Here is a 12,989-nt window from a genome sequence, read left to right as displayed (position 1 = left end):
CGACCTCCGAGGAATCGTCCATGTCTCCTGATGCCTACCTTGAAATGGCCGACACTGAAGCCGGCCACTGGTGGTTCCGCGGGCGGCGCGACATTCTCGCGACCGTCCTCGCCGGCCTGGCACTTCCCGACGACGCGTCCATCCTGGAAATCGGGGCGGGTACCGGCGGCAACCTTGCCATGCTTTCGCAATTCGGCACAGTGAGCGCCGTGGAGATGGATGGCACTGCATTGCAGCTGGCACGCGAAAAGACCGGCGGCATCTATGACATCCGCAGCGGCCGGTGCCCGGACGATATGCCGTTTCCGGAAGGCAGCTTTGACCTGGTTTGCCTGCTGGATTGCCTGGAACACATTGCCGACGATGACGGGGCACTGGACTGCGCGGCGAAGATGCTCAAGCCGGGCGGCGCGGTACTGATCACCGTGCCCGCATACCAATGGCTGTGGAGCCGCCACGATGTCTTCCTGCATCACCAGCGGCGCTACAGCAAGGGATCGCTGCAAGCACTGGTCAGCTGTTGCGGCCTGCACCTGGAGCGCATCACCTACTTCAATACCCTTCTGTCTCCGTTGGCAGTCACCGCCCGACTCAGCGACCAGCTACGCGGCAGCGAGAAAGCAAGCGGTGCCGGCATTCCGCCCCAGTCGATCAACAACGCGCTGCACGCACTGTTCAGCACGGAACGCCATTGGCTGGCGCGCGCCTCGCTGCCGTTCGGTATTTCGCTGATGGCCATCGTACGCGCATCGTGAGCGCCGTTGACGGGACGGACGAGGTCCGTCAGGTCGCACGCTTCCTGGCAGCAGGGGCCGGCTCGACCGGCGTCCATGTCGCCGTCACGGCAACGCTGGTCAGTGCCATGGGGATTGCACCGGTCACGGCGAACAGCGTGGCGTTTGTGTGCGCGACCGGCTGCTCCTATCTTCTCAACACCCTGTGGAGCTTCTCATCCCGGCTGCACCACCGGACGCTGGGCCGCTTTGCCGGCGTATCGCTGCTCGGGCTGGGCCTGACCATGGGCATTTCCTGGACCGCGCAGGTGCTGGGAGCCAGCTACTGGACAGGAATCGCCTGCGTCGTGGTGACGGTGCCAGCCTTCACCTATCTTGCGCATCGGAGCTGGACCTATCGGAAATAGTTCGGCCCCTGCATGGAGGTCGGAGCCCGACATCAGCGGCCTTTGCCGGCGTGCCCGCGTTCCAGCCGGATGACCCGCCGTCCCGAGGCCAGCAGCCGGTCCTGGCCAAGCTCCTGGTAGCGGCGTCGCACCAGGTAGATGGGCCGCCCCTTCGCTTCGTCATAGATCCGGCCGATATACTCGCCGACCACGCCAAGTCCGATCAGCTGGATACCGCCCAGGAACAGCACGACGGAAAGCAGCGATGCATAGCCGGGAACATCTACCCCGAAGATCAGCGTCCGCGCCACGATGAAGGTGCCGTAAATAAATGCGCTGAAGGCGATCAGCAGCCCGATATAGGTCCAGCTGCGCAGCGGAAGCGTGCTGAAGCTGGTGATGCCCTCGAGAGCAAGGTTCCACAGGCGCCAGCCCGAGAACTTCGAATGGCCTGCGCTGCGCGACTCGCGCTCGTAACGGACGATGGCCGTCTTGTAGCCGACCCAGGCGAACAGGCCTTTCATGAAGCGATGACGCTCCGGCAACTGCTTGAGCGCGTTGACCACCACGCGGTCCATCAGGCGAAAGTCGCCCACGTTCACAGGCAGCTTCAGATCGGACAACTGGTTGTGGATGCGGTAATAGCTGGCCGCCGTCACGCGCTTGAGCCAGGAATCGCACTGGCGGCTGCTCCGTTGCGCCAGCACGACTTCCGCGCCCTCGCGCCAGCGCGCGACAAGCTCGGGGATCAGCGAGGGTGGATCCTGCAGGTCCACGTCCATGGGGATCACGGCGTCGCCGAGGGCTTCGTCGAGTCCGGCGGTCAATGCGGCTTCCTTGCCAAAATTGCGCGTCAGGTCCACTACGCGCACGCGCTCGTCGCGGCGACCATAGGCAAGCAGCTGCTCGAGCGTGTCGTCCGAGCTGCCGTCGTTCACCACCACGATCTCGAAGCGCATCCGGTCGATGGATTCCAGGATCGGCACCACGCAATCGAAGAATTTTGCGATGCTCGCGGACTCGTTGTAGCAAGGCACAACGAGGGAAAGCATTCCGAAATCGTAAGCACCCGACATGATTCTCTCCCCTGCGCGGCGCTGCGCTCGGCAACTACCGCAAGCGAATGCGCTCTTGTGCGCTATATTTTTTTGCCAGGACTTATCGTCCTGGTTCTGGAATGCCTTGTCTGGCCCTGCGGAGAATGGCGGCCATGAGCAGCAACGTCACGACCGGGCCGAACTGAGGCACTTCAGCCAGTCGGTTCAGCCCCAGGAAGAATGGCAGAAGCCATGCTGCCGCCAGCAGCTCCCGCTCCCCTGTCATCCATCCGCGCCGCACGCAATCGACGGTCATGCCGGCGATCGCGATGCCGAGCCAGGTCAGCTCATAAAACCAAAGGTAAGGCGTGATGAGAACAGTGGCCGCCGCAACCACCGCGACGCGCAGCGCCATCGGCGTCTGACCTCGCCAGACCTTGACCAGCACGACTATCCCGAAGGCGGCCGAAATCAGCTGCGCAACGTAGGCTGCTGGCACCGAAGCGCCGAAAGTGCGCATCATGGCAAATACGGTTGGGCTGGAAAACCACCCACGTTCTCCCTGCTCCAGCACATGCGCCGCGACAGAACGGCCATCCGCAAGGAATACCGAAAATGGTTGCCAGCCAAATAGCACGATGCTCAGCGCAGCCATCGTCAACGCTGTCGCCGCTGCCACGAAAAAGGGTTTCCATTCCCCGGCAGCAATCATCGCAATGGGAAACACGATTGCCAGCTGAGGCTTTACGCTTAACACGCCGATCAACATGCCGGCCACCACCGGACGACGTCTTAGCTGGATGAGCGACCATGCCGCGATTCCGGCGGTCAGCAAGGCATTCTGGCCGATCATCGCTGCTTCCAGCACACCGGGAAACGCGATCACCGGCAGCCACAACAGGTGGCGCGGCACGTCTTCAAGATCAAGGATCCGGAATAACGCGGTGACATAGATCGCTGCCGTACCGAAAATAAAGAGCACGTAGCTCACGGCGAACGGCAACAGCGACAGCGGCAAGACCAGCAATAAGTAGGTCGGTGGGTAAAGCCAGGGCAGATAGAAATTTCCATCGCCCTTGACCGCTCCGAAGGCCATGATCACGGGCTTCAGCGAAGCATAGTCATATACCTGCGCCGCACTGTGCTTCAGCACCAGGTACGACGCGCTCCAGAAGACGGAATAGTCGCCGCCAGGACGTACGACTCTGTCCGATGTGAAGCCCTTGCTTTCCCAAGCCCACAAGACCATAAACACCAGATAGACCAACAACATGGAAAGGCTGTAAAAGCGCACGCGCTCCAGATTCAGCCAATGCCTGGACGCCGGCGCTTCCAGTATTGCCGTCGAGCCATGGTCCATGTTGCTCATCGCCTCCCCTTCCCCTGGTTCTCTCTTGTGCCAATGCGTAATGGCTGACTAACGGCGTACGCCTCGCAAAGCAGAGAGGCACGCAACACGCCGTTATATTCTTGTCAGCACGTGGCAAATAGACAAGCAGTGAAGGACCGCCGGACAGACGCCTTCAGGCCCCCGATTTACGTACGTTTCAATCCTGAACGCCTGTCCGCACGCCAGCCCCCACGCGCTTTCTTGTCGAACCGCACGAGACTGCCGGAGATCGAGTCCGGTTCGCGAAGCCGGTCGTTTCCAGACTGAAACGCTGGTAGCGCGCGCACTGGCTGCCAGGCTCTACGCCCTTGGCCCTGCGCAGCGCGACGGGACGCGGATAAGGCCATCCAAAAGGAGTGTGGCGACTCATACTTTTGGCGGCCGTCCGACCGAGATCCCATCATGGTGATTTACACCGCCGCCGCGATCGCGGAAAGAAGCACGATTCTCCTCAGAAACGCTGGCATGGCCGTGGCCGCCAGCCACACGCCCCCCGGATCCCGAGGCGGCTGAAATCCCTTATGGATCAAGCCTTTCAGCAAGGGTGGCCCAGCTTTTGCGATGGAGTCCGTACCCAGCGTGGAACTGCACCGTCCAGCCGGGATGCTTAGAAAAAGGCGCGCTACCCGGTAACGGGAAGAGAAGGCCGATCAGAAACGGGGAACTGAGGTATTCGCAAATGCTGGAAGCACATCAAACCAATGCCCGGCGCATTCGATCCCGCGAAGCTATCGCATCGTGGGCAAAGATCGCCTTTGCATCTGCAGCATGCTTCCACATCTGCAATGCCAGGAACCGTGCGCAACGCGTCATAGACCACTGTTCGCCTGACGCACCAGGCTCCGCTGAGCAAATGCCACAGCGGATTCGGGGCGGCCAGTGGCCGTTTCACGATTGCGCCACCTGCGGCCCGCCATTTGTCCGCCGTCTCCTCAGCTTGTCCATCCCGTAACAGAAGTGCCCTTAACCGAAGGAGATTGTCATGCAAAAACTCATCGACAACACCAAGCGTTTCTTCGTTGAAGAAGATGGCGTCACCGCCATCGAGTACGGCCTTATCGCCGCACTGATCGCCCTTCTGATCATTGCCGGCGCGAAGCTTGTCGGTCAAAACCTGAGCACGGTCTTCGACAAGATCCAGAGCGCCCTGGTCACGGCCTAAGCGCTTGCAGCGTGCGCGATCGGCGCCCAGAGCCATGAGCTCCGGTCGCGCACCTGATACCAGGGTTGGATTGTAGACAGGGCCTGCGGCGACACTGCCAGGCAATGCAGAGACCCTTGTGGACCGTCGCGAAGCAAACGCGTCGGCGCCACCGGAGAACCGTCATGATCAGTAAGTTTGCAGGCGTGCATGCATTCATTCGGGGCGAAGACGCAGTGACGGCAATCGAATACGCCCTGATCGCCATGCTCATTGCACTGGTGATCCTCGCCGCGGTCACGTCAGTCGGACAAACGGTCCGCGACCTGTTCGACAGGGTCGCCTCATCCATGCCGTGATCGATCAAACCAATGCGGACAAAGAATCATGCCCCTTGAACTCGCACCCCAAGCGCCGTTTGTTGGCCCGAGCGTGATTGCGATCGTGCTGATGGCGGCTGCGTCGGATATCCAGCGGCGCCGCATTCCGAACTGGCTGACGTTCGGTGCATGGTTGCTTGCGTGCGCGGCCAACATCTATGTCCATGGCCTTGGCACTGGAATCCTTGCGTGGACGATGGGCTGGCTGACAGGCTTCGTCCTCCTCCTGCCGTTCTACATGCTGCGCGGCATGGCCGCCGGCGACGTCAAGCTGATGACAGCCGTCGGCGCCTGGCTGGGTTCCGGCATGGCCTTGCGCATTGCACTGCTGACGTTCGTACTGGGCGGCCTCTGGGGCATATCGGTCGCCGTACGGAACGGGAAAGGCGCGCAGCTGTTTCACAACGTGGTCGGCATTGGCAGCACAGGAAGCCCTGCACATTCCGTCGGCTCCCTGCCCTATGGCGTCGCCATCGCCGCTGGCACAGTCATCACGCTTTTCATGAGTACCTGACACCTATAGAGGCTTTCACGCCATACATGCGCGTTAGCGATAACGACATCGAGCTTTCAGGGGGGCGGCAATGAACGAGCATCACGACACGGGCCACACACCAAGGCTTCTCGAGCCCGTCACGGCTATCCGGAGCGCCAATGCCGACCATGGCGCGGCATCGCTTCCGCCCTGGCATGTGCTTCCGCGTACCATCGCCGATACCGGGCTGGAAGTCGCGCAGCTGCTCGGGCTGTTGATGAAGGCCGCATACCTGCACCGCACCGCGACGCTGTCCACGCTGACCGACACGCTCAAGCTTCCGGCAACAGTGGTCAACGAAGTCGCCACGGTCGCGGTACGCGAACGCTTGCTCGAGATCGCGCATCGTGGCGCCAGCGACCTCGATGTCCGCTTCCGCCTCACCGATGCCGGGTACACGCGCGCCGCCGAGGCGTCCGCGCGCTGCAGCTACAACGGCCCGGCCCCGGTCACGCTCGATGCCTACATCGAAGCCGTCAAGCACCACTCCGTCAGTCACGGCTCCGTCAACAAGGCCGATGTCACCGCGGCCTTCCATGACCTGGTGATCCCGGTCCATCTGCTGGACGCGATCGGCATGGCGCTCAACACTTGCCGCGCGCTGATGATCTACGGCCCCCCCGGCAGCGGCAAGACCTATCTCGCCCAGCGCCTTGGCATGCTGCTGCCGGGCGCAGTGCCGGTGCCGCATGCGATCACCGTGGCAGGCGAAATCATCCAGGTCTTCGACCCCCTGGTGCATGTGCCTTTCAGCGACAGCGAAGCCTCGCTGGCACGCCGGTCGCTGGACCGTCGCTGGGTCTTGTGCCACCGTCCGGTGGTGCTGTCCGGCGGCGAGCTCACGCTGGCCACGCTGGATCTGCGCTACGACCGCATCGCCGGCTTCTATCAGGCGCCACCGCACATGAAAGCCAACAACGGCATCTACATCGTCGATGACCTGGGCCGGCAGCTGGTTGGTGTCGATGACCTCCTCAACCGCTGGATCGTGCCGCTGGACCGCTCCGTCGACATGTTCACGCTGCAGACCGGAGTGCGCTTCTCGGTGCCCTTCGACGTGTGGCCGATCTTCTCCACGAACCTCGAGCCGTCGGCGCTCGGCGACGACGCATTCCTGCGCAGGCTCGGCAGCAAACTGTACGTGGGACCGCTGTCGGTCGATGACTACCGCGAGGTGTACCAGCGCACCGCCGCCGATTTCGGGCTGAGCAGCGCCGACACCGTCTTCAACTTCCTGGTCGACAGCCTGCATTACGAGAGCGACACGCCGCTGCTGGCCTGCCTGCCGCGCGACCTGCTGCGCCTGGTCGCGTCGGGCGTGCGCTATCACGGCCATGCGCCGCAAGTCACTGAAGAGGGACTGGTGGCCGCGTGGCAAGCCTACTACGGGCTGCGGACCTCTGCAGAAGGCATGCCGCCCGCCAGCAGTCACCATCGTTGGTCCATGGACCAGCGCGCGGCGAGTTGAACGGAAATAGCACACACGGAACTTCCAGGGGAGAGTCATCATGAAAAACACTCGCGCAATCCTGATGCTGCTGATTGCCCTGCTCGCCGGTGTGGCGGCCGTGGTATCGGCGTCGCGATGGCTGATGGAGCAATCGTCCAGTTCGGTCAAGCAAGTGGTGGTTGCCGCCAACGACCTGAACCTCGGACAGCCGCTGAACGGCAGCCAGCTGCGTCTGGTCAACTGGCCCTCGGCCAGCGTGCCGCCCGGTGCGTTCGAAGACCTGAAGCTGCTGGAGGGCCGCGTGGTCCGCACCAGCCTGCAGCGTGGCGAGCCGGTGCTCGATGCCAAGCTGGCGCCGGTCGGCACCAAGGGCGGACTGTCCGCCGTCATCAACGACGGCAAGCGGGCCATCACGGTACGCGTCAACGATGTGGTGGGCGTGGCCGGCTTCGCGCTGCCGGGCAACTTCGTCGACGTGATCGTCAATACCAACGAGGAAGCCAAGAGCACGCAGAACGGCAGCATCTCGAAGATCGTGCTCGAGAAGATCCTCGTGCTGGCTGTGGCACAGCAAGTCAGCCGTGACGACACCCAACCCAAGGTCGTCAATGCGGTGACGCTGGAAGTCACGCCGGAACAGGCCGAGAAACTGGACGTGGCGCGCAGCGTGGGCACCCTGTCGCTAGTCCTGCGCAACCAGATGGACGTGGCCGACATCAACACCGGTGGCGCCACCAAGGGCACCCTGCTCGGCAAGGCGCCGGAAGCGCCCCAGGTCAAGGTGGTGACGCAGACGCAGACGCGCACGGTGGTCAGGACCCGCACGGTGGCGGCACAGCCACACGCAGGCAACTGCGTCGGCGTGCTGGCAGGCATCCAGGGCGGCGTCGAGTGCTTCTGATCTCGTAGCGCACGGCATAGACGAATTTTGAGCTGCAACACAGCTTCTCCGGGGGGAGATTCAAAATGAACCAAAAACGATCCGAAGCCGCCAGCGGCACCCGCGTCCTGGTGCTGGCTGCCATCCTCTGCACACCGTTGGCCGCTGCCGCGCAGGTCGCCGTCGAAGCCGGCAACCTCACCAAGGCCACCGCGCCAGCGGCCGCCAAGGCGCCCCAGGCACCGATGCAGATGACCATCAGCATGACGCCCGCCGGCACCGCGCCCGTCGCGTCGGCCGCGCCGGTGCCCGCCGCCGATGCCCGCGGTCCTAATTGCACCGGCCCGGTCCGCCAGGAGTCGAGCGTGATTGTCCCGGTCGGCAAGTCGCAGCTGATCACGTTGCAGGAGCCGGTCAAGAACCGCACGCTGGGCAACCCGAACGTGGTGCAGGCCACGATGGTGTCGGCACAGACGCTCTATGTACTCGGCCGTGCGGTGGGAACCACCAACATGATCGTGCAGGGCCGCAGCGGCAGCTGCAGCATCATCAACGTCGTGGTCAACGCGGACGCCGGCGGACTGCAGACATCGCTCGGCCAGCTCCTGCCGGGAGAACCCGGCATTCGCGTGATGACCGCCGCGGACAATCTTGTCCTGACCGGCAGTGTCACCAATGCCCAGTCGGCCCTGCAGGCGATGGACATTGCGCAGGCCTATGCCAATGCGGCGCAGGCTGGCAGTGGGGGCGGTGACGGCGGCAAGAAAGGCGGCGTGCTCAACATGCTGTCGGTCGACACGCCACAACAGGTCATGCTGGAAGTGAAGGTGGCGGAGGTCTCCAAGACCTTGTTGAACCAGCTCGGCTCGTCAGTGAACCTGCAGGGCGGTTTCGGCTCCTGGACCGGCGGCCTGGTGACCTCGTTGCTGACCGGCGCCTCGGCGGCGATCTTTGGCAGCAAGGCCAACAACAAGCCATTCCAGTTCGCCATTGACGCGCAGAAGAACGACAGCCTGGTCAAGATCCTGGCCGAGCCGAACCTCGTCACCATCAGCGGCCAGGAAGCGAGCTTCCTGGCCGGCGGCAAGATCTACATCCCGGTGGCGCAGGCCAATGTGCTGAACGGTGCGGGCACGGTCACGCTGCAGGAAGAGGAGTTTGGTGTGGGCCTGAAGTTCACCCCCACGGTACTCGCCAACGGCCGCATCCACCTGAAAGTGGCGCCGGAAGTCTCGGAACTGTCGCCGACCGGCGCGACCGTCAGCGGCAGCAGCCTGTCGGGACAGACGGTGCTTCCGCTCATCACCACGCGCCGCGCTTCCACCACCGTGCAGATGCGTGATGGCGAAAGCTTCGCGATCGGCGGCCTGCTGCAGGACAGCGCGCGCGGTTCGCTGAAGGCACTCCCCGGCGCCGGCGAAGTGCCCGTGCTGGGCACGCTGTTCCGTAGCACGCAGTACCAGCAGGACCTGACCGAACTCGTGTTCATCATCACGCCGCGCCTGGTCAAGCCGATGCAGAACAACAACTATCCGCTGCCCACCGACAGCTTCACCACGCCCGATCCGTTCTCGCTGTACTTCATGGGCAATATGGAGGGCCACCGCAATACGCCGCCCGCGCCGGCACCGGCCCCGTCGCAGCAGGCACCGGCCGCAGCGCCCGCGCCGGCACCGTCGGCCCCGCGCAGCGAAGCCGCCCCGGCCACGTCGGTCTCGGCCATGCCGGAAGGCCGCCCGCTGGAGGAGCCGTCCAGGGCCGCGGTCCCGGCCGCTGCAACGCCCGCGGCGCCGGTCCCGAAGGCTCCTGCGGCGCCGCAGCCGGCGGCCGCCGCACCCAAGGCACCCGAGGCACGCATTCGCAGCGTGGCGGCGTTGCCGCCGCCGGAAGACTCCGCAGCGCGTATCGCTCGCATCGAAGCCACCGCCGCGCGCCTGGCACAGGCGCGGACCGCCGGCACCGCATCGGGCAGCAACTAAGCCGCCGCGCCACAGCAAACCGGAGAACGACCATGAACAAGATCTCGAAGCTTTCGCGCGGCGCGGCCGCCCTGGTGCTGGGCACCTTGTCCTGCCTGGGACTGTCCGGCTGCATGACCACCACCCCGGTGTGGGACGGCCAGCGCGGCGTGGCGCTCGCCACGGTCAACCAGATGCAGATCATCAACCCCGATGCGCCGGCCGGCCTGCCGACGGTCACCGGTACCGATGGCAAGACCGCGGTAGCCGCGATGCGCAACTTCGACCGCTCGCTGGTCCGGATGCAGCCGACGGGCGGTGCGCCCGGCGGTTTTTCGATCGACTTCGGCTCGAGCGGCTACGGTGGTGTAGGCATGGGCGGCAGCAGCCGCTGAACACCGCGGCTATCGCAACACCCGCTCCAGGCTAACCAGAACCGAGATTCGCGAGGACACCATGCTGAAGATCCTGATCGCATCCGAAGACACCGAACGGCTCGCCGAAATCAACCGGCTCTGCGCCGCAGTCGGCAACTTCCGGGCCATGTCGCTTCAGGAAGGCCTGGCCCGCTTCCCGCTACATGCCGGGCGCCTGCGCATGGCCGACCTGCTGATCGTGGAGCTGCCTGACCTGGGCCCTGCGCAGATGCTGTCCATCGAGGCACTGCGCCAGCAACACGCCGACCTGCCCTGCATCCTGGTCACGCAGGCGCCGGGCCCCGACGTCCTGATCAAGGCAATGCGCGCCGGCATTCGCGATGTCCTGTCGTGGCCACTGGACAAGGCGCAGCTTGCCGATGCCATCAAGCGTGTCGAGGCGACCTTTGTTCCACGCGCCCATGAGGCCGCCCAGGTGATCTCGGTGATCTCGTGCAAAGGCGGTGTGGGCACGAGTTTCGTCACCGCGAATCTCGGCGACACGATCGCGCGGCAATACGGCAAGCGCGTGCTGGTCGTGGACCTGAACCGGCACTTCGGCGATCTCGTCCACATTGTCAGCGACAAGACACCGCCGTCCACGCTGCCCGACATCTGCGGCCAGGCCGACCGCATGGACGCCGCGCTTCTGGATGCCAGCCTGGTCCACGTGGATAACGGATTCGACCTGCTGGCCGGCGCGGCCGATCCGGTCCAGGCGACGCATATCCAGAAGGAAAAGCTCGAGTGGATCCTGTCTGTGGCGCAGCCTAACTATGACTTCATCCTGGTCGACATGGGCCAGAACATCGACCCGCTGTCGATCAGCGTACTGGACCAGAGCGAGCGCATCTATGTCGTGACGGAGCCGGCCGTGGCGTGCGGTCGCCCGGGCCGCCGCATGCTCGACATCCTGCGCGCCCTGCACTACCCGGCCAGTAAGATCCAGCTCGTGCTCAATCGCATGGGCCGCAAGAGCGACGTGCCGCGCGCGACCATGGAAGAGATCTTCGGTATGAAGGTGGCAGTGGTCCTGCCGGACGACCCGTCCGCAGTGGATGAATCCGTGAGCCACGGCGAGCCGGTGGGCAAGCTGAGCCGGCGCAGCCCCATCACGCGGGCACTGCAGGCCATGGCCGCGCAACTGGCCGCGCCGCCCGAGAACGGCCGCCACAGCAAGGCGGATGCCGTATCGCCACTGCGTCGCCTGATGTTGCGCACCAAGAGCACCTGATGATGGCCTGGCTGGCCTGCGCTGAACCCTATTCAAAGTGAAGGAGCCCATCATGTCGATCCGTGAACAGCTTGCCGGCGCCGCGCCTGCATTCACGACCAATGGCCATGCCGCGATCCAGTTCACCACGGCAGCACCCGCCCGCACCACCGCGTCAGCGGGCTACCATGCCCTCAAGCGCGATGTGCACGAAACCGTGCTGGACCGCGTGGAACTGGAGCGCCTGGCGCGCTTTCCGCAAGAACAGGTGAAGCAGGAGATCGCCACGCTGGTCAACCTGATCATCGACGAACAACGGGTGCTGCTCAACGACAACGAGCGGCGCCAGCTGACGATCGAGATCTATGACGAGATGTTCGGCTTCGGTCCGCTCGAGCCACTGCTGAAAGACCCAACGGTCTCCGACATCCTCGTCAATACCGGACGCCAGACCTACGTGGAACGGCGCGGCAAGCTGGAACTGACGGACGTGGTGTTCTACGACGACGCGCACCTGATGAAGGTGATCGAAAAGATCGTTTCGCGCGTGGGCCGCCGCATCGACGAAACCAGCCCGATGGTCGATGCGCGCCTGCCCGACGGCTCGCGCGTTAACGCCATCATTCCGCCTTCCGCCATCGACGGGCCCCTGCTTTCGATTCGCCGCTTTTCCGTCAATCCGCTTCAGGTGTCGGACCTCGTCGAACTGCGCAGCCTGACACCGCCGATGGCGCAGATGCTGCAGGCCTTGTCAAAGGCCAAGGTCAATGTGCTGGTATCGGGCGGCACCGGCAGCGGCAAGACCACGCTGCTGAACATCCTGTCCGGCTTCATCCCCGAGGATGAGCGCGTGATCACCATCGAGGACGCCGCCGAACTGCAACTGCGCCAGCCTCATGTGCTGCGGCTCGAAACGCGCCCGCCCAACATCGAGGGCAAGGGCGAGATCACGCAGCGCGCGCTGGTGCGCAACGCGCTGCGGATGCGCCCGGACCGCATCATCCTGGGCGAGGTGCGCGGCGGCGAGGCCCTCGACATGCTCAACGCCATGAACACCGGCCATGAAGGATCGCTGACCACCATCCATGCCAACACGCCGCGCGATGCCCTGACGCGCCTGGAAAACATGGTCAGCATGGCCGGGCTGACCATGCCGGCCAAGGCCATGCGGCAACAGATCGCCTCGGCCATCACGGTGATCGTCCAGGCCGCGCGCCTGACCGATGGGCGACGCAAGATCATCAGCATCTCGGAAATCACCGGCATGGAAGGCGACATCATCAACATGCAGGAAATCTTTACCTTCCAGCGCACCGGCGTCGACAAGGATGGCACTGTCCGCGGTCACTTCCGCGCCACGGGAGTGTACCCCAAGTTCGCCGAACGTCTGCGCGTATTCGGCGTGGGGCTGCCCGACGAAACCTACGATCCGTCCAAGCGACATGAAGTCTGAGTCAGCGACCGGATAT

At 64.1% G+C, this 12,989-nt stretch carries 13 protein-coding genes; 11 read left to right on the top strand and 2 right to left on the bottom strand.

Annotation, left to right across the window (positions count from 1 at the left end; all coding sequences use genetic code 11):
* The first annotated feature begins 20 nt into the window (after window positions 1-20).
* Complete coding sequence (locus CupriaWKF_RS03810) at window positions 21-755, top strand: class I SAM-dependent methyltransferase (RefSeq protein ID WP_276099708.1); 735 nt, start codon at window positions 21-23, stop codon at window positions 753-755.
* Window positions 752-1,141 (top strand): GtrA family protein, encoded by a 390-nt coding sequence (locus tag CupriaWKF_RS03805; RefSeq protein ID WP_276099707.1) that lies wholly within the window; start codon window positions 752-754, stop codon window positions 1,139-1,141. Before CupriaWKF_RS03810 ends, CupriaWKF_RS03805 begins: the two co-directional genes overlap by 4 nt.
* A gap of 32 nt (window positions 1,142-1,173) precedes the next feature.
* Here CupriaWKF_RS03805 and CupriaWKF_RS03800 read toward each other — a convergent pair whose 3' ends face one another.
* Both CupriaWKF_RS03800 and CupriaWKF_RS03795 read right to left on the bottom strand, forming a co-directional pair.
* The gene (locus CupriaWKF_RS03800) at window positions 1,174-2,196 is read right to left on the bottom strand and encodes a glycosyltransferase family 2 protein (protein ID WP_276099706.1); all 1,023 of its coding nucleotides are present in this window, start codon (window positions 2,194-2,196) and stop codon (window positions 1,174-1,176) included.
* Window positions 2,197-2,278: 82 nt separating this feature from the next.
* Window positions 2,279-3,526 (bottom strand): glycosyltransferase family 87 protein, encoded by a 1,248-nt coding sequence (locus CupriaWKF_RS03795; RefSeq protein ID WP_276099705.1) that lies wholly within the window; start codon window positions 3,524-3,526, stop codon window positions 2,279-2,281.
* A 1,003-nt stretch (window positions 3,527-4,529) separates the two neighbouring features.
* Between CupriaWKF_RS03795 and CupriaWKF_RS03790 the strand changes: the two genes are divergently transcribed.
* From CupriaWKF_RS03790 to CupriaWKF_RS03750, 9 genes are all read left to right on the top strand, one after another.
* Window positions 4,530-4,709 (top strand): Flp family type IVb pilin, encoded by a 180-nt coding sequence (locus CupriaWKF_RS03790; protein ID WP_276099704.1) that lies wholly within the window; start codon window positions 4,530-4,532, stop codon window positions 4,707-4,709.
* A gap of 164 nt (window positions 4,710-4,873) precedes the next feature.
* Window positions 4,874-5,047 carry a Flp family type IVb pilin gene (locus CupriaWKF_RS03785; protein WP_276099703.1) on the top strand — a complete coding sequence of 58 codons (174 nt, stop codon included), beginning with the start codon at window positions 4,874-4,876 and terminating at the stop codon, window positions 5,045-5,047.
* A 28-nt stretch (window positions 5,048-5,075) separates the two neighbouring features.
* Complete coding sequence (locus CupriaWKF_RS03780; protein WP_276099702.1) at window positions 5,076-5,582, top strand: prepilin peptidase; 507 nt, start codon at window positions 5,076-5,078, stop codon at window positions 5,580-5,582.
* A gap of 70 nt (window positions 5,583-5,652) precedes the next feature.
* Window positions 5,653-7,071, top strand: a complete 1,419-nt coding sequence (locus tag CupriaWKF_RS03775; protein WP_276099701.1) for an ATP-binding protein — start codon at window positions 5,653-5,655, stop codon at window positions 7,069-7,071.
* Between the two features lie 40 nt (window positions 7,072-7,111).
* Entirely contained in the window at window positions 7,112-7,954 is an 843-nt protein-coding gene (gene cpaB, locus CupriaWKF_RS03770) for a Flp pilus assembly protein CpaB (protein WP_276099700.1), read from the top strand.
* A 65-nt stretch (window positions 7,955-8,019) separates the two neighbouring features.
* On the top strand, window positions 8,020-9,912 hold the full coding sequence (locus CupriaWKF_RS03765; protein ID WP_276099699.1) for a type II and III secretion system protein family protein: 1,893 nt from the start codon (window positions 8,020-8,022) through the stop codon (window positions 9,910-9,912).
* 32 nt (window positions 9,913-9,944) lie between these two features.
* A complete protein-coding gene (locus tag CupriaWKF_RS03760) occupies window positions 9,945-10,286 on the top strand; it encodes a hypothetical protein (protein ID WP_276099698.1) in 342 nt (113 codons plus the stop codon).
* A gap of 61 nt (window positions 10,287-10,347) precedes the next feature.
* Window positions 10,348-11,541 (top strand): AAA family ATPase, encoded by a 1,194-nt coding sequence (locus CupriaWKF_RS03755; protein ID WP_276099697.1) that lies wholly within the window; start codon window positions 10,348-10,350, stop codon window positions 11,539-11,541.
* Between the two features lie 52 nt (window positions 11,542-11,593).
* The gene (locus tag CupriaWKF_RS03750; RefSeq protein ID WP_276099696.1) at window positions 11,594-12,973 is read left to right on the top strand and encodes a CpaF family protein; all 1,380 of its coding nucleotides are present in this window, start codon (window positions 11,594-11,596) and stop codon (window positions 12,971-12,973) included.
* The last annotated feature ends 16 nt before the right edge of the window (window positions 12,974-12,989 follow it).

This window comes from Cupriavidus sp. WKF15 (genome assembly GCF_029278605.1).
Taxonomy (GTDB): domain Bacteria; phylum Pseudomonadota; class Gammaproteobacteria; order Burkholderiales; family Burkholderiaceae; genus Cupriavidus.
Note: the sequence above shows the minus strand (reverse complement) of the source record. Positions and strands in the feature narration are given on the sequence as shown.

Coding starts and splice junctions, on each gene's coding strand:
- CupriaWKF_RS03810 (WP_276099708.1), top strand. CDS start 21: ATGTCTCCTGATGCCTACCTTGAAATGGCCGACACTGAAGCCGGCCAC.
- CupriaWKF_RS03790 (WP_276099704.1), top strand. CDS start 4,530: ATGCAAAAACTCATCGACAACACCAAGCGTTTCTTCGTTGAAGAAGAT.
- cpaB (WP_276099700.1), top strand. CDS start 7,112: ATGAAAAACACTCGCGCAATCCTGATGCTGCTGATTGCCCTGCTCGCC.
- CupriaWKF_RS03800 (WP_276099706.1), bottom strand. CDS start 2,196: ATGTCGGGTGCTTACGATTTCGGAATGCTTTCCCTCGTTGTGCCTTGC.
- CupriaWKF_RS03765 (WP_276099699.1), top strand. CDS start 8,020: ATGAACCAAAAACGATCCGAAGCCGCCAGCGGCACCCGCGTCCTGGTG.
- CupriaWKF_RS03795 (WP_276099705.1), bottom strand. CDS start 3,526: ATGAGCAACATGGACCATGGCTCGACGGCAATACTGGAAGCGCCGGCG.
- CupriaWKF_RS03750 (WP_276099696.1), top strand. CDS start 11,594: ATGTCGATCCGTGAACAGCTTGCCGGCGCCGCGCCTGCATTCACGACC.
- CupriaWKF_RS03785 (WP_276099703.1), top strand. CDS start 4,874: ATGATCAGTAAGTTTGCAGGCGTGCATGCATTCATTCGGGGCGAAGAC.
- CupriaWKF_RS03755 (WP_276099697.1), top strand. CDS start 10,348: ATGCTGAAGATCCTGATCGCATCCGAAGACACCGAACGGCTCGCCGAA.
- CupriaWKF_RS03780 (WP_276099702.1), top strand. CDS start 5,076: ATGCCCCTTGAACTCGCACCCCAAGCGCCGTTTGTTGGCCCGAGCGTG.
- CupriaWKF_RS03760 (WP_276099698.1), top strand. CDS start 9,945: ATGAACAAGATCTCGAAGCTTTCGCGCGGCGCGGCCGCCCTGGTGCTG.
- CupriaWKF_RS03775 (WP_276099701.1), top strand. CDS start 5,653: ATGAACGAGCATCACGACACGGGCCACACACCAAGGCTTCTCGAGCCC.